Genomic DNA, 15,523 nt, shown 5'->3' with positions numbered 1-15,523 from the left:
GCAATCACCTGCCCGGCAGGGTAAATCCCTGCTCCAGAAATACAGCCGTGACAACATCCGTCTTCAGGTGTTCAAGGAAATCGTGTGCTCCTTCTTTTGCATTGAGGGTCAGGGCCGCAGGGTAAATTATCGGTGGATGCAGATCGGCAGGGAAAGTCGCTACGACCCGGACCCTTTCTTCCACCCTGGCGTCTGATTGGTACACGATCCCAAGTGGCGCGGCCCCTGCCGCAACCAGAGCCAGCGCAGCGCGCACATTGTCGGCCTGCGCCACCTGTGTCCGCACAGCTTCCCACTGGTTCAGGCTCTGCAAAGCAGCTTTGCCATAAATCCCGGCAGGCACCGCATCAACCAATGCCATGGCCAGATAGCCTTCTTTCAAGTCCGTCCTAAGGTCATATCCGGGCTGGATTTCACCCACTTGCGCATGATCTTCAGCCCCGACCAGAACCAGACCGTTGCTCAGCAGATCCACTCGAGACTCTGTCCGAATTAGACCATCCTGCTCCAACACATCCATCCAATCCGTATTGGCCGAGACAAACACATCCGCAGGTGCGCCTTGCTGAATCTGCCGCGCCAGAACCGACGACGCCGCATAGGAAACGGAAACGCTCTGACCGGTCTGGTTTTCGTATCCGGCAACGATTTCGTCCAATGCGGTCTTGAGGCTGGCCGCTGCAAAGACCAGAATGCCTTCTGCACCGGCCCGGATCGGGGCCAGCGCCGTCACGCCAAGGACCAATGCCACCATCCAAAATCGGCGGGCGAAGGATAGGGTCATGTAAACTCCCGACCGGTTTGTTTCAGTCTCTCCGGGGATATCGGACGCCACCGGTGGCGCGCAAGCGCCTTTGGCCATTTACACGTGATGGGTCGCAGGTTCAGCAAGGCGTTTTCCATCGATCTGTCTGAAAATTAGGCTGTGCACCTTCCGGCCCGAAAGGCGCCCAGAGCGCCCGCTTGTTCTGCCTACTGCTTGCATGATGCCCCGTTGATCGGCCGCCGAAGACGGAACGCAAGAAAATCTTCCAGACCCTCTTGCACCTGCCCGCAGGCTTGGCTAAATGCAGCATCACGGGTGATTAGCTCAGTTGGTAGAGCGCTTCGTTTACACCGAAGATGTCGGGAGTTCGAGTCTCTCATCACCCACCATCCTAACCTTTTGATATAAAAGAAAAGCCTTGCAAATAGGGGCATTTGTCCGCTTCAAGGTTACAACTTTGGTTACAAAAGGAGTTCCCATGGCAGGCAGAGTTCGTCACCTCGTAAACCGTTCCGGACGGTATCACGCACGTGTTGTGGTTCCGAAAGACCTGCGCGGAATCATCGGCAAGACCGAACTGCGTATCCCGCTGGGCGGTGATCGCCGCGAGGCGCTCAAGCTTTTGCCCGGGGCTGTTACGCAGATTCAACACCAGATCGCAGTGGCTGAGCAAAAAGCGAACCCGAACCAGCAACCCAACTCCCCAGCCCGCTTTCCGCTGGCACCAGGCCAGATCGCGCACAGCCACTACCACCAGCGCATGGCCTTAGATGATCAGCTTAGAAATGATCCACGCTACTCTGCAGTTGGCATCGATGACCTGCTGGTCGAACGCCTACGCACCGCCATAGCCGGAAACGCCAATGACGCAGAACTGGGTGAACTGGTCGGTGCGCAGATTGAACGCTTCAGGGCCGCTGGCAACCTTGATGCAGCACCGGGCAGCACCGAATGGCGTGAGATAGCTCGTGCCCTTTGCCATGCGGAGCTAGAAGCACTTGCGCACGTCGCTGAGCGCGATGAAGGCGATTTTACAGGCAAACCCACCGCATCAATCATTGTGAACGCACAGCCCTCGGAAAACGCCCCTACTCCGGTCAGCATTAAACAGCTCTGGAAAGGCTATGTTGCGCACCGTCAGCAAGCCGGGTTCATGCGGTCTGGCACAGGCCGACAACAGCCGGTCATTGATAAGCTCGTCAAACACCTGAAACACGACGACGCCACACGGGTCACTAAGAAAGACCTGATAGCGTGGCGTGATTGCCTGATGAATGATTTGTCCGCCAAGACAGTCAGTGACGTGTATCTCTCAACCATCAGGTCATTATTTTCGTGGGCGGTCGAAAACGAAATGCTGACTGAGAACCCAACTGCCAATGTGCGGCAAGCAAAGCCTAAGAAACAACACACCAGAGAACGCGGCTACGTGGTGACCGAAGCTAACAAGGTCTTGAGGGCCAGCCGCACCTATCAACCCAACGAAGATGAGCGTGGCTACGTCAGGGAAAAATCGCACTTGGTCGATGCAAAGCGATGGGCACCAATCATCTGCGCCTTTACCGGCGCGCGCATATCTGAGATTACCCAGCTTCGAAAAGAAGACGTGCGCAAGATCGATGGGCATTGGGTTGTCAGGATCACGCCCGACGCTGGTTCAATCAAGACAGGTGGATATCGTGACGCCCCGCTGCATCCCCAGATCATAAGCGAGGGCTTCATCGATTTTGTCGAAGCCTCGAATCCCGGCCCAATGTTCCATGGCGGCACGAAACAAGAGGACTATTCACGCAAAGCAAAGCGTATCGCAAATCAGGTTGCAGCATGGCTTAGTAAGTCCGGGCTGGCGCCAGAAGGTTTGCTGCCCAATCATGCGTGGCGGCATCGTTTCAAGACTCAGTGTCGTGAACTTGGTATCTCAGATCGCGTGGTTGATGCCATCCAAGGGCATGCCGGAAAGACGGCAGGTGACGACTATGGCGATGTAACTCTAACAGCAAAGATAAATGCGATAGAACCGTTGCCTTGGTATGAACTGAGTGGGAACTAGGGTTCGCAAGATCCCGAGTTGCCCCTTCTGGAGGCCTTTTCTTCTGCTTCTCCCGCCGCGCATTCCCATCCAGATCATCGCTATATCGAAGACATGCAGCGCGTGCTGCATCACTTCTGAGAGGATAGCGATGACAAATAAACCGTATGGAGACACCCGGATGGCGACGTATGTCGAACGAAGGGTGCTCGAGCTGAAACCTACCAAGAGCCAAGCCGAGATCGCGGCGCAGGTGGGATACGTCAACCCGAACATGATTACAATGATCAAGCAGGGTAGTTCCAAGGTGGCATTGGATCGCGTCCCGGCTTTAGCGAAAGCTCTGGAATGCGACGCTGCCTACCTTATGCGCCTCGCAATTGAGCAGTCGATCGGCCTGACTGCAGCTGAGGCAGTTTTCGAGGTGTTCGGAGAACCTGTCACGTCGAATGAACTTGGCTGGCTAAAGGCAATTCGCAAGGCCTCCAACAACACCGATCCTCGGTTGACCAGTCGGTCAGAGACGGCGATCAAGACTATCTTCGGGAGGTAGGAGCCATGTATGACCAGAAAGACGTCCTGACAATGAATGAGCTCGCCTGGTTGCGGTTCCTCCGTGACGTGAGCAACGGGAGTGATCCTGAGCCTACCTTACGGAGAGTGCAGCTATTGAGGCGCCTTTGTCGACCTCAAAAAGAAAAATGGAACGGGTTTTCGAGATTGCGGCGCGGAATGGCTGGTGAACCCTGCCTCGCTGGGTCCCTCGCTGATTGAACTGAGGTTGCACAAGGTTGACAAAGGTTTACATCCGCCTTCCCGGGTTCGACGGAATGTAAACCTTATACCTGTCAAAACAGCCGGTTTCAGGCCAAAAGGTTTACACTAAGTTTACATTAAGTTGACAGATCCGGCCCGAAATCAGGTTTTTCAAACCAAAAGGTAAACCTATTAAGCGCAAAAACCCAATAAAACATGACTCTCTGGAAGAAACGCAACCGAACGCAAGCCAGAAAAGCTCTCTGAGCGACGAAACACATGCTGGGTCACACTTGGCATAGAGAAGAACACTTATTCAACTCAGGCCAGCGTACAGCTTGGCTCAGCACGAGCCATATAGAGAGCTTACGCGCCCGAACAGGCCAAGTAGATCTTTTAACGTTCCGAGATGGGAAACTTGCGAATACTCAAGAAGTAAAAAATCGTGCCGGAAAAAAGAATACTCTCGACGGCTTAGGCTTTCCCGTGAGGAGGCAAGAACGCAGGCGCGCCCTAAAAGGCTTGGTGATCTCCAGAGATGTGTGAACAGAGATCGTCGGGAGGAGTGCTCCCGACCGACGGCCCGTATACTTCCACCTTTTCCCTACGCCGCTCTAAGTTCCCCATGCTGTATAGATGGTTCAGCACCATCCTTAGTTTGACATTTGGCCATTTTTGCAAAATCCGGGGTCAAATTTTGAGGCGAACCGACGCGCCTGTCATTGTTAGATTTTTTGCAAGGAGTGGTTGCAAGGACCGATCGCCCCTCCTTCCAGCCTGCCGCAAACCAACAAATTGGTTTCCAAGCAAACTGGACAACCGGCCCCGAAGGCTATCATACCCTTGGCGCTCAAACTCCCACCCATAAAACGAAAAAAGCGCCGCCAAGCGGCGAGCCAGGCTCGCGGCTTGGCGGCTGTCCCACCCCTAACCCCTTGGGGAGGAGCCTGCCATCGCGGGTTAGGCTTTGGCTCGGGTCGTCCCGTTCGGTCCAAAACGGTTCGTGCGCGACGCGAAAGCAAAAGGCTCGACCGCGTGGCGTGCAGTACTGCTCACGAACCTGACGCACCTTTTCCGTTACTTGGCGGTGCCGGGATGCCTGGTTGGGCTGTCTGGTTGTGGACCGCCAGTCTATTCAGGCACCTTGAATTCCACAATACCTTTCAACTTGAACCCGTGGTTCAAAAGCGATTCTGTCACAAGAAATGGAAGCTCGAACAGTCCCGGGAAATCATCGACTGATTTGCTCCTACCAAGGCTATACATCCAGTTCAGCAGTTCCCCGATGTTGCACTCCTTTATCGCCGCCGCAAGCGTTCCGCACAAAAACCATGATGCATGCCGATCCGTGATAGTGGGAACTTGGTGGCGGAGACCTGGGCCAGGGAAAGGTGCACAGGTGTTTTCGACCACGACAACAAAGAATTCATCTTTTTGATGATGGACAGAGATGCGTAGCGCCGTGCAACCATCACGATTGCGCCCTGCAAGACCACATGTCGCGCGGAACTTCTCTCTCAGTATCAACTTCCCTTCGACACGCACCAACTGCTCAGACGCGCTGGAATTGCCCCTCGTCTGATAGAGTTTGAAAGGAACACGGCGGAATTTGTCGCCATATCGTTTGAGTAACTCTGTTACCTGACCGCGGGCCGCCAATCGCTCGCCCGACTTCCATTTGCTCACCTGTGACTGCTGAGTTCTGCACATGGTTGCAATTGCTGCCTGGGTCATTCCATCATTCAAGGCGATACGCACAAGTTCTTTTGTTTGAGGGAACTTGTCCTTTTTCGAAGTTGGTTTTTTGGTCATTGTTCTTTCTAAAATTGCCGGGGCCGACAAACGGCCCCGTACAATATGAATCACGGCTTTTTTGAACCCGCAAGTTTGTTGTGGGGGTTCAGCTGCTTGCCGCGATTTCCTTGCGCCTTGGCATGAGTCTTGTTCTGCCCCGGAGTACCTTTGTTAGGGTTCTTGATGTCGGCATTGCGGTTCGGCTTTTTCATATCCGCTTCCTTTTTTCTGAGTTGCAGTCCTTCAAAAGCTAAATGCCAAATGGCATTGGCGACACGGGATCAAGTGGAATACTTCGACATATTGCGGAATACTCTTCAACTGCTTGCATCGATCCGAGGACCACCTGGTCAGCGGACACATCCACCTCGGGCGACGCCTACCATCTTGTTGATCTCAACTTTCATTAAAAATGGCGCCAGATCGAAAGGAAATGGCAGACTTTCAAACCTCAGGCAGGTGGTTTCACTTAGTGCGCATCACCATTTTAACTGTTGAAGGCAATTGAACGCGGCCGCGGGGCGAACTCTGCGAACGCGACGGCCCGATCCGAATTTGGGAGAGAAACCGAAATGACCTCTTCACCTTTCGCAGGAACTGGTGTCAATTCGGGACTCGAGAAAAGACTGCAGATTTCAAGCAAATACGACAGACAGCGAGAAGAAGCCGTGCAATCAGTCCAAGGCAACCTACAAATCAACGGAAAAAGGCAGGCGGATGCCACACCACATGCCGCATCGTTGATCGAAGGCATGCGGGACTTCGGATATACCCTAGAAACTGCCATGGCCGACATCATCGACAATTCGGTCACCTCCGGAGCCGGACGCGTCGAGGTTCTGGCCGAAACAACTACCGACGAACCTTGGATCGCGATCGTCGATGATGGATCCGGCATGACGGAGGCAGAACTCATAGAAGCCATGCGACCGGGTTCAAAAAACCCGTTGGCCGAGCGCGAAGGACACGATCTTGGTCGCTTTGGCTTGGGGTTGAAGAGCGCCAGCTTTTCGCAATGCCGCCAGCTTACTGTGATTTCCCGCAGGGACGGACATACTTCGGGGGCCACTTGGGATCTGGACAAGGTGGCGAAAAAGAATGTCTGGAACGTGGATCTGGAGGACGACCTCCATGGCCTTCCTGCAGTAGACAGACTGCCCGAGACCGGAACAATAGTCCTCTGGCGCAAGTTGGACCGACTCTCGACTAATTTCCGGCACGACACGGCCAAACGATCCGCTGAGATCAACAAGGCGCTGTCGGGCGCGGAACGGCACCTGCGCCTTTGCTTCCACCGCTACATGGAGGGAAGCAGACCCAAGTTGAAACTCCTTTTGAACGGTCGGCTTCTTGCGCCGAATGACCCTTTCGCCACGACCCACAAGGCAACGCAGGTCGATCCGGAAGAAGTTCTGCCCTTGGTCAGAGGCGAGGTCGTTACCCAATGCTATACACTGCCGCATCACAAGATGATGTCGAGAGCCGAATGGGAGGAGCTGGGCGGGCCCGAGGGGCATCTGCGATCGCAGGGGTTCTACATCTACAGGGAAAAGCGCCTTATCATCGCAGGTAGCTGGCTGGGCCTAGCTAGGCAGACCGAGCTGACGAAACTGTCGCGTGTCAGGGTCGACATCCCCAACACGATGGACGCGGACTGGAAGATCGACGTGCGCAAAGCGTCAGCCCAGATGCCGCCCATCGTTCGGGAGCGTCTTCGCAAGATCGTCGAAAGGCTCCAAGGAACCTCCAAACGCACATATCAGCGTCGCGGCCGAAAGCTGGTGTCAGAAGAAAACCTGCCGCTTTGGAACCGCATCCAGAAAGATGGCGGGATCGTGTACCGGCCAAACATAGAACACCCGTCGATCAAAGGCTTTTCGGATCTCCTGCCCGAGGAGTTCCGACACGGTTTTCGGGCCTGCATCACGCTTCTGGGGTCCGGTCTGCCTGTCGCAGCGCTGCATGCCGACATGCTTGGCGGTGCCGAAAGTGTCGAGTCGGACAGGTCGGATTTCGCCGATCTGTCGGAAATGGCCGAAACCGCCATTCGGGAACTACTGAAGACCGGCATGACAGGTTCCGAAATCCTCAAGACCCTGTGTTCAACCGAGCCATTCGTGAATCACAAGGATTCCGTCCGGCAGCTGGCTGAAGAAATCGAGCAAGGAGAACATTAGTGAGCGCACAACTCAAGCATCTGGATAACGTCGTTTCCCAGTCTCTGGCGCATGAGCGCAAGAGCGGCGACGATCTTAGAAGCTTCATCAAGACCATGAACGCTGCTCTCAACGTGAATGCCGCTCCAGAGGCGTTGGAACAGCTGGCTCGCGACATTGAAGAGCGGTTCGGCATAACCATGGGACTTGGCGCAACCGTCGACGACGAGAGTTTCCGCCCCTGGTTGGACGAAGCCAAGGCCAGCATCGATCCTTATTACTGGGACCGCTACAAGAAGCTATTGCACAAGAATGGTCTTCCGCAGGACGTCGTAACCGGTCTGGACCAGATCACCGACCGAATACTTGGGCGGCTAGGCAACCCGGGACTGGCCGAAAAGTGGGATCGCCGGGGCATGGTGGTTGGTCACGTCCAGAGCGGTAAGACGGCGAACTACACCGGGCTCATCTGCAAAGCCGCCGACGCAGGGTATCGGCTTATCGTTGTCATTGCCGGGATCCACAACAATCTGCGCAACCAGACCCAGGAGCGGATCGACGAGGGCTTCATCGGCCGCGACACGGGGCGCCTTGCAACCCAAGGCAAAAAGGGAAACCGGGCCATCGGTGTCGGGCTTTTCGACGACCGCAAGGTTCCGGTGAGTCTCACTAACACCTTGTTCGACTTCAAAAAAGGCACCGCGTCTACCAACACCAGCCAGATCGACTCCTACAAGGTGCCCGTGGTGCTGGTGATTAAGAAGAACCACAGCACTTTGAAGAACCTTCTGGACTGGCTGCGCGAGAACAGCGCACGTGGCGACGATCAAATGATCGACCAGCCCATGCTGCTGATCGATGACGAGGCTGACAACGCGTCCATCAACACCAAGTATTCCAAAGAAGATATCACGAAGATCAACAGTCAGATCCGCGATCTTCTGAATATGTTTCATCGCAGCTGCTATGTCGGCTACACTGCGACGCCTTTCGCCAACATCTTCGTCGATCCCGATCAGTACGACGACGTGTTGAAGGAAGACCTGTTCCCCAAACACTTCATCGTCGGGTTGGACGCGCCGTCGAACTACTTCGGCGCGAAGAAAATCTTCATCGACGGCATCCCTGACGAAGGTGATCCTGTCTGGCTGCGCACCATCCGTGACAACGAAGATATCCTGCCGATCAAACACAAGATCGACCGTAAGGTGGATGAACTGCCTGAAAGCCTCAAGGAGGCAGCCCGAGCATTTCTGATCGCCCGCACCATCAGGAACCTACGCGGTCAGGCATCTTCTCATTGTTCGATGCTGGTCAACGCGAGCCGTTTCACTGATGTCCAAGGCAGATTGCGGAACCGTCTACACGAATACCTAGGTGCGATTCTCGATTCTCTGCGGGTCAACGGATCGCGTGGCAGGGACGGACTACGCGACCCTCAGATCGCCGCCTTGCAGAAAACCTGGCAACGGGAATACGCGGAAGCCGAACTGGATTGGGATCCGATCCAAAGCGCCATGCTGGACGCCGTGGCGCCAGCCAAGGTCGTCGAGGTCAACAGCCGATCCAATGGCTTGGACTATTCCGGTGAATCCCCCGTCGGTCAGACCGTGATCTCAGTCGGCGGTTTCTCACTGTCGCGGGGGCTTACTCTCGAAGGCCTAACGATCACCTGGTTCCTGCGCAACACCATGATGTACGACACCCTGATGCAGATGGGTCGGTGGTTCGGCTACCGCGGCGGGTACGAAGATCTGTGTCGGATCTGGATGCCATCAGAGGCGATCGACTGGTACGCCCACATCGCCGAGGCCAGTGAGGAGCTCCATCTGGAACTCAAGAAGATGGAGAAGGCAAAGGCCTCGCCCGCCGATTTCGGTTTGGCCGTGCGCAGCCATCCTGCATCACTGTTGGTGACCGCGCGCAACAAGATGGGGTCGGGCCAGAAGCACGTGCTGATCGGGCTGTCCAACGCTTGGGTCGAAACGGCCAAGATCAGCGCCAAACCGGCAGATATTTCAGCCAACGAAGACGCCGCCCGGAAATTCCTGGAGGGCCTATCCAGCGCAGGTTTCCACCGGTCTTCAGCCAAAAAGGAAACCGGTGGCTTCCTGATCCGCGATGTCTCGGTGAACCTGATTGACAACTTCCTGCTGGCGTGGCGCAACCACGAACAGGCCTTCCTGACGCAAACCACGCCCATCCGATCCTACATCGGCGAGCGACAGCATGACGAACTGGAGAAATGGGACGTGTTGGTCACCAGCGTTTCCGGCGACACGGAGCTGTTCGATATCGCCGGGTGGAGGGTAGGCCCTCAGGTGCGCAGCGTCGGCTACAAGGATCTGACTGACCACATGCTTTCCATGAGCGGTAAACGTGCTCGTATCGCCTCACGCGGCGTGGAAAAGATCGGTGTCGAGCCGGTGAAGGCGAAACAGGCAGAAGAGGAATACCTTCAGAGCTTGAAAGAGGACGGAAAGCCTGAATCCCACCGGCCTTCATTCCCGGATAGAATATACAGGCAGGTGCGCGACAAGCCGCTGTTCGTGCTCCATGTCGTCAAGGTCCGGCCGCCGGAGGAAGGCGATCTCCCGCACTTGGACCGGATCCCAGATCGGCCCGTCATCGGCTGGAGCATCAGCTTCCCCCAATCCGCCAAGCCGAGCGATCGGGTGGAGTACATCATCAATACCCAGAAGTTCCGCGAGATCTATGGGTCGGATGAAGAGGATGATGGAGCCTTCGAAGATGACTGAGACGCCGTGGGACGGACTGCCCCCTAGCGGGGCGCGGCGTGTGAACAGCAAGGGGTGCCATGATTTCTTCTGGGTGCGCATGCCCGACAACGCGCCTGCCCTGCTTCTGCGGATGTCGGATGATATGTCCGAAGTATGCTCGCTGCCCAAGCTGAAGCATATCGGGGTGTTCTACCGAGTCGTCGATGGCCGGAACTCCTATTGCATCACCTTGCAGGAAAAGGCCCACATCGACTTGTTCGAGACGTTGTGCCGAGACGTCGTAGCCGCGGCTGAACAGGCGAGCGAACCGCAGCACGCCCTATCGCGCGCAGTCAGTCGAACGCTGCGCTGGCATCACCTGCTGCGCAGCGGCGGCAGGCGCGGCCTGTCTATTGAAGAACAGCAGGGTCTGGTGGCCGAGCTAGCCTTCCTCAGAGAGCTGGTTCAGAACATCGGACCGACCCAAGCCGTGGATGCCTGGAAAGGCCCTGAGAACAGCGCCAAGGATTTTGAGCTGCCCGGACTGTATTTCGAGATTAAGGCACGGCGCAGCGGCGCGCACCCCAAGGTGCGCATTTCATCGGAAGCGCAATTGTCGGACATCGAAGGCGCGAGGTTCTGCCTGCGGGTGCACGACGTCGACACCCTGCTGGGAGACGAAGGACAAAACCTGGCCGATCACGTCCGCTGCACGGCCCAGTTGTTCGATGCGGACATTGAGGCACTGGACCTTTGGGAGCAGAGGCTCGCGGCGACCGGATATCAGGACGAAACGGTCGAGGAAAACCGCCGCTGGTATCTGGGGACGGTGCGGACATTCGAAGTCAGAGAAGGTTTCCCCAGGTTGGTGCCACCTCTGCCGCCGGGCGTCGAAGAGGTGAGCTATGCGATCCGTCTGGATGCCTGCGCAGCCTTTGAGCGGTCAGAAGACCTGAACCAGATTTTGCGGAGTTGTTGACGAATGTCGGATCTTGCAGATTTCCACCAGAGTTTCATCGCAGACATCCAAGGCGACGCGGATGCGTTGGGCCTGTACACTCAGGAAGCGTTTTTCGAGAAAGTCGGCGAAATCCTGACCGAAGCAGGCGAGATCGATCAGTGCGACTATGCCTATTTTCAGGGAAGCGAACAACAAGGACGGCGCGTAGTCCACCTGCAAGTCAGCGGATACGGAGGCGATCCCGCGGAAAGCGATGGTGTCCTGTCGCTAATCCTGTGTGATTTTCAGATTACGCCTGAAGTACGGTTGACGCGTGGGGCTGATCTGAAAGCTCAGTTCAACAAACTGGTCGAATTTCTCCGCCACGCCCGGCGCGAGGCGTTCAGAGAGAGTTTGGAAGAAACCAGCCTCGGAGCGGGTCTAGCCGATCTAATCAACACCCGCTGGAACGGCATCGAGAAGATCAAGCTGATCTTCGTCACGAACTCGGACAACAGGGCCAAGGTTGACGCCATGCCGGCCGGCAACATCGATGACAAGCCGGTCACGTACAACGTCTGGGATCTCAAGCGCCTGCAGGCCTTTGTCGAGCAGGGCAAGGCGCGGGCCGACCTGACGATCGACTTCGCCGAGGATTTTGGCGGTGGCATCCCGGTTCTGAAAGCCTCAGGGTCGGATGCCGCACTGGAAAGCTACATCGCGGTCATACCAGGCTCCCAGCTGGCTGCCATCTACGACAAGTGGGGTGCGCGCCTGCTGGAATCCAACGTTCGCAGCTTTCTGCAGGCCCGGGGCAACGTGAACAAGGGAATCCGAAAGACCATCTTGGAAGAGCCCCACATGTTCCTGGCCTACAACAACGGTCTGGCTGCAACTGCTGAAAGTGTTGAGCTGGCACCGACCGAAGAAGGACTGGTCATCACCAAGGCCGACAACCTTCAGATTGTGAACGGCGGGCAGACGACAGCGTCAATTCACGCAGCGCGGAAACTGGCCGGCGAGGGTCTGAAAGACATCTTCGTCCAGATGAAATTGAGCGTCGTTCCACCGATCTTGTCGGATACCGTCGTTCCGCGCATCTCGGAATTCGCCAACAGCCAGAACAAGGTAAATGCGGCGGATTTCTTCGCCAACCACCCCTTCCACATCAAGATCGAGGAGCTTTCGCGGAAAATCCTGGCGCCGGTCGGCATCAACGGGTACCGCGAAACCAAATGGTTCTACGAACGGGCCCGGGGCCAGTACGCAGACGAGCGCAGCAAGAAAACCCCTGCGGAGCGGAAGAAGTGGGACGCCGAGTTTCCACGGCGCCAGTTCTTCACCAAGACAGACCTCGCCAAATTCGAAAACACTTGGAGCGGCAAGCCCCACATGGTTTCGTTGGGTGCGCAGAAGAACTTTGCTGACTTTGCCAAGACTATCGAAAAGGTGTGGGGCAAGAATGGTGCGCGCATCAACGAGGCCTGGTATCGCCATTTGATTTCCAAGGCGATCATCTTCCGCAAAATGGAAAAGCTGGTGTCGGCCCAGGACTGGTACGAAGGAGGTTACCGTGCCAACATCGTGACCTATGCCATCGCCAAGGTCGCACGTGACGCGGCCGAGCGGGACCTAGTGGTCGATCTGAGCCGGGTCTGGCGGTCGCAGGACGCTCCCGCAACTCTGGAGGGTGCGCTGCTTGTCGCAGCCGCCGAGGCGCAGGAGGCGATCACCAACCCGCCTGAGGGCATTCGGAACATGAGCGAGTGGGCGAAGAAGCAGGCCTGCTGGGAAGCCTTCCGCAAGCGTGAACTGTCCTACCCGGAGGAGTTCGGGGATATTCTGATTGAGCCGGAAGAGGCCAAGTCGGAAGATGACGACGTCTCGGATGACGAGAACCTGACGAAAAGCGTCGAGGCTCAGACCCGTGTCTTTGAACTCGGTGGACAGTTCTGGGCACAGGCCAAGACTTGGGGGCGCTCCAACAAGCTGTTGTCACCATCGGAATACGGAGTGCTGGACGTCTGCTCGAAGATGCCGACGAGAATACCGACGGAAAAACAGTCTCAGTTCGCGATCGAGGTTCTGAACAAATTGATGGAAAACGGGTTCAGGGAATCCGAGGCTGCTGCGGCGCAATAGCCTGCCGTCAGCCCAGCAGCCGCCGCACCGCTTTTGCGATCTGAAATGCCAGATAGGGAGGAACCGCGTTGCCGACCTGATGGTACTGTTTGGTGCGCGGACCGCAGAACAAGTAGTTGTCCGGGAACATCTGCAGACGCGCGGCTTCGCGGACGGTCAGCGATCGACACTGTATGGTATCGGGGTGGATGAAATAGTGGCCATCCTTGGAAATGTGGCTGGTGACGGTTGTCGACGGCCGATCCGCGCATTGCGTCCGGAAGCGGTCGGCAAAATCGCCGGACCCCCGATTTCGGTGCGCCGGCTGCAAAAACTCGGGAAACTCCGCAAGCTTCGGGGACCTGCCAAACGCCCGGGTAAATGCCGACGAAAAAAGATAGCGTCCCAGATCGTCCGGAATGTGCCCCCTGGTCTCGTGCTGGAGAACGACCTTAAGCCGATCGTCCAACAACCAATCCGCAAGATGGGCCGGCAATTCACAGGAGCGTTTTCGCCGGGTGCCGGTGCGGAGTCGGGGTAATCTGTTGGCTCTGGCCATGGCGTGAGCGATTTTGCGAACCTCCTCAGGCGCCGCGTCCAAAGCGGCGATGGCGAAAGCTTGATCCTGCACGGCAGCCTGCCACTCATCAGCATCGTCGCCGCGGCTCAGCCCACTTCTTAATCGGGGCAGATCGCGCAGGACTTCAGCCACCGTCACGGGGGCCTGTGGGCTGCCGAGGATGGGGATGGGCCCTTCGAGTTCGATTCCCTTGGCGAGATCGCTCCGAACTCCGAGAATAATCACTCGGTGCCGCGCCTGCGGAACACCGTGGTCCTCGGCTCTGATCAGGAAGTCCCGGGCTGCAGCTCGCGATCCGTCCGAAGGGGCGGGTTTGGACAGAGGTAGTAGGTGGTAGCCGTCTCCGGCGGACTCAAGATCATCTAGAACCCTGCTGAAGATGCCGCCTCCATCCACCTTGCTTGACAGCATTCCCTTGACGTTTTCCATGACGAATGCCGCCGGGCGAAGCCTGTCCAGAATGCGTACGTATTCACGGTAGAGAAAATGCCTGTGGTCGTCCTCGGGCACGTATCCAGCCTTGCCTTTGTTTCGGGCTCGCCCGACCAGTGAATAGGCTTGGCAGGGCGGACCGCCGATCAGGATCGTGTTGCCGTGATGGTTTTCGCGAGCTTGATCAAGTTCGACCGCAAGTTCCTCGAAAACGCCGGGCTCCCCCAAAACACGTCGCCGAGCTTCTTCCGTCGCGAGCCTCCAGTTGACTGGATACAGGTCGGCCCAATCGGGCAGCTGCGAACCGCAATTCAGAGCATCATGGTATTCTTGCGGAAACTCGTCGAAGGACCGAAGAAAAGCTCGCAACTGGAGCGTCTGAATCGCGTGGTCGTCCATCTCAACCGACAGCTTGATCTTCATCGGTGCGCCGGGGTCGCGCCCAGCCTGAGAAAATCCCTCGCCCAGACCTCCAGGACCGGCAAAAAGGTCAATGATGGCGAATTCTTTTGGCATGTCCTTCCTCTACTGCGGAGGTTCTACCAGGTTTCCGCAGATGTTCCAGGTCGAAATCCGGTCCGCGGGCATTATGTTGAGCAAATGGCCGATACAGTTGATCGTAAGACCCGTTCACGGATGATGTCGCGCATTCGCGGCACCAATACGAGACCTGAAACCCTGTTGCGCAAGGCATTGCATGCGCAAGGCTTCCGGTTTCGTTTGAATGTCCGGAGGCTTCCTGGGTCCCCTGACATCGTGCTGCCGAAGTGGCGTACTGCCATTTTCGTTCACGGTTGTTTTTGGCATCGGCATACCGGATGCCCGAAAGCTGCCACCCCAAAGTCAAATGTCGCGTTCTGGCATGAAAAGTTTGCAGCCAACATGCGCCGGGACGCCGAGGCCATTCAGCAACTGCATGATCTGGGTTGGCGGACGCTCGTCGTATGGGAATGTACGGTGGAATCGGACGTCGATGGACAGCTCACACGCGCGCTGGCGGACTTCATTCGATGGAGCGGCGAACATCACGGCGAGTTTTGATCAAGTCAACGACCTAAATTCAGGCCCTCGTTGTTCACGCGAGGACGGCCCTTTACTGCCGTTTATGGATCGCCCTCGATGTTGCGCCGCAATCTTTGATTGCCGACATTCGTTGCATATGCGACGGCTCACCTTGGTCGGGTTTCCGGATCGAAGACGATTTGCCTAGTGTCTTTAGTTCTACCTGT

Annotated in this window: 11 protein-coding genes and 1 tRNA gene; 8 read left to right on the top strand and 4 right to left on the bottom strand. The window is 56.6% G+C overall.

The window, feature by feature from the left end; genetic code table 11:
- Nucleotides 1–4: 4 nt before the first annotated feature.
- A complete protein-coding gene (gene modA, locus NOR97_RS02010; protein ID WP_257600054.1) occupies nucleotides 5–784 on the bottom strand; it encodes a molybdate ABC transporter substrate-binding protein in 780 nt (259 codons plus the stop codon).
- Nucleotides 785–1,079: 295 nt separating this feature from the next.
- Between modA and NOR97_RS02005 the strand changes: the two genes are divergently transcribed.
- The 3 genes from NOR97_RS02005 (at nucleotide 1,080) to NOR97_RS01995 (ending at nucleotide 3,348) form a co-directional block, all read left to right on the top strand.
- Nucleotides 1,080–1,155: transfer RNA gene (locus NOR97_RS02005), tRNA-Val, on the top strand.
- A gap of 89 nt (nucleotides 1,156–1,244) precedes the next feature.
- On the top strand, nucleotides 1,245–2,816 hold the full coding sequence (locus NOR97_RS02000) for a DUF6538 domain-containing protein (RefSeq protein ID WP_257600053.1): 1,572 nt from the start codon (nucleotides 1,245–1,247) through the stop codon (nucleotides 2,814–2,816).
- A gap of 160 nt (nucleotides 2,817–2,976) precedes the next feature.
- Nucleotides 2,977–3,348: a helix-turn-helix domain-containing protein gene (locus NOR97_RS01995; protein ID WP_306978690.1), complete on the top strand. Its 372-nt coding sequence runs from the start codon at nucleotides 2,977–2,979 to the stop codon at nucleotides 3,346–3,348.
- A 1,334-nt stretch (nucleotides 3,349–4,682) separates the two neighbouring features.
- On the opposite strand, the gene NOR97_RS01990 is transcribed toward NOR97_RS01995, so the two are convergent.
- On the bottom strand, nucleotides 4,683–5,363 hold the full coding sequence (locus tag NOR97_RS01990) for a hypothetical protein (protein WP_257600051.1): 681 nt from the start codon (nucleotides 5,361–5,363) through the stop codon (nucleotides 4,683–4,685).
- Between the two features lie 50 nt (nucleotides 5,364–5,413).
- Nucleotides 5,414–5,557: a hypothetical protein gene (locus tag NOR97_RS01985; protein ID WP_257600050.1), complete on the bottom strand. Its 144-nt coding sequence runs from the start codon at nucleotides 5,555–5,557 to the stop codon at nucleotides 5,414–5,416.
- 573 nt (nucleotides 5,558–6,130) lie between these two features.
- On the opposite strand from NOR97_RS01985, the gene NOR97_RS01980 reads away from it, so the two are divergent.
- The 4 genes from NOR97_RS01980 to NOR97_RS01965 are packed head-to-tail and all read left to right on the top strand — an operon-like array spanning nucleotide 6,131 to nucleotide 13,303.
- Complete coding sequence (locus tag NOR97_RS01980) at nucleotides 6,131–7,522, top strand: ATP-binding protein (RefSeq protein WP_257600049.1); 1,392 nt, start codon at nucleotides 6,131–6,133, stop codon at nucleotides 7,520–7,522.
- On the top strand, nucleotides 7,522–10,260 hold the full coding sequence (locus tag NOR97_RS01975; protein ID WP_257600048.1) for a Z1 domain-containing protein: 2,739 nt from the start codon (nucleotides 7,522–7,524) through the stop codon (nucleotides 10,258–10,260). The genes NOR97_RS01980 and NOR97_RS01975 overlap by 1 nt, the downstream gene beginning before the upstream one ends.
- Nucleotides 10,253–11,200 carry a PD-(D/E)XK motif protein gene (locus NOR97_RS01970; RefSeq protein WP_257600047.1) on the top strand — a complete coding sequence of 316 codons (948 nt, stop codon included), beginning with the start codon at nucleotides 10,253–10,255 and terminating at the stop codon, nucleotides 11,198–11,200. Before NOR97_RS01975 ends, NOR97_RS01970 begins: the two co-directional genes overlap by 8 nt.
- 3 nt (nucleotides 11,201–11,203) lie before the next feature.
- Nucleotides 11,204–13,303, top strand: a complete 2,100-nt coding sequence (locus NOR97_RS01965; RefSeq protein WP_257600046.1) for an AIPR family protein — start codon at nucleotides 11,204–11,206, stop codon at nucleotides 13,301–13,303.
- Between the two features lie 7 nt (nucleotides 13,304–13,310).
- Here the strand turns inward: NOR97_RS01965 and NOR97_RS01960 are convergent, their stop codons facing one another.
- Entirely contained in the window at nucleotides 13,311–14,810 is a 1,500-nt protein-coding gene (locus NOR97_RS01960; RefSeq protein WP_257600045.1) for a DNA cytosine methyltransferase, read from the bottom strand.
- Between the two features lie 84 nt (nucleotides 14,811–14,894).
- On the opposite strand from NOR97_RS01960, the gene NOR97_RS01955 reads away from it, so the two are divergent.
- Complete coding sequence (locus tag NOR97_RS01955) at nucleotides 14,895–15,335, top strand: very short patch repair endonuclease (protein ID WP_257600044.1); 441 nt, start codon at nucleotides 14,895–14,897, stop codon at nucleotides 15,333–15,335.
- The last annotated feature ends 188 nt before the right edge of the window (nucleotides 15,336–15,523 follow it).

This window comes from Ruegeria sp. YS9 (genome assembly GCF_024628725.1).
Lineage (GTDB): Bacteria > Pseudomonadota > Alphaproteobacteria > Rhodobacterales > Rhodobacteraceae > Ruegeria > Ruegeria atlantica_C.
This window is presented reverse-complemented; position numbering and strand designations above follow the sequence as displayed.

What these genes read in the sequence shown, in the direction of transcription:
- NOR97_RS01960 (WP_257600045.1), bottom strand. Translation starts at nt 14,810, where the DNA reads ATGCCAAAAGAATTCGCCATCATTGACCTTTTTGCCGGTCCTGGAGGT.
- NOR97_RS01995 (WP_306978690.1), top strand. Translation starts at nt 2,977, where the DNA reads ATGGCGACGTATGTCGAACGAAGGGTGCTCGAGCTGAAACCTACCAAG.
- NOR97_RS02000 (WP_257600053.1), top strand. Translation starts at nt 1,245, where the DNA reads ATGGCAGGCAGAGTTCGTCACCTCGTAAACCGTTCCGGACGGTATCAC.
- NOR97_RS01985 (WP_257600050.1), bottom strand. Translation starts at nt 5,557, where the DNA reads ATGAAAAAGCCGAACCGCAATGCCGACATCAAGAACCCTAACAAAGGT.
- NOR97_RS01965 (WP_257600046.1), top strand. Translation starts at nt 11,204, where the DNA reads ATGTCGGATCTTGCAGATTTCCACCAGAGTTTCATCGCAGACATCCAA.
- NOR97_RS01990 (WP_257600051.1), bottom strand. Translation starts at nt 5,363, where the DNA reads ATGACCAAAAAACCAACTTCGAAAAAGGACAAGTTCCCTCAAACAAAA.
- NOR97_RS01970 (WP_257600047.1), top strand. Translation starts at nt 10,253, where the DNA reads ATGACTGAGACGCCGTGGGACGGACTGCCCCCTAGCGGGGCGCGGCGT.
- modA (WP_257600054.1), bottom strand. Translation starts at nt 784, where the DNA reads ATGACCCTATCCTTCGCCCGCCGATTTTGGATGGTGGCATTGGTCCTT.
- NOR97_RS01980 (WP_257600049.1), top strand. Translation starts at nt 6,131, where the DNA reads ATGGCCGACATCATCGACAATTCGGTCACCTCCGGAGCCGGACGCGTC.
- NOR97_RS01955 (WP_257600044.1), top strand. Translation starts at nt 14,895, where the DNA reads ATGGCCGATACAGTTGATCGTAAGACCCGTTCACGGATGATGTCGCGC.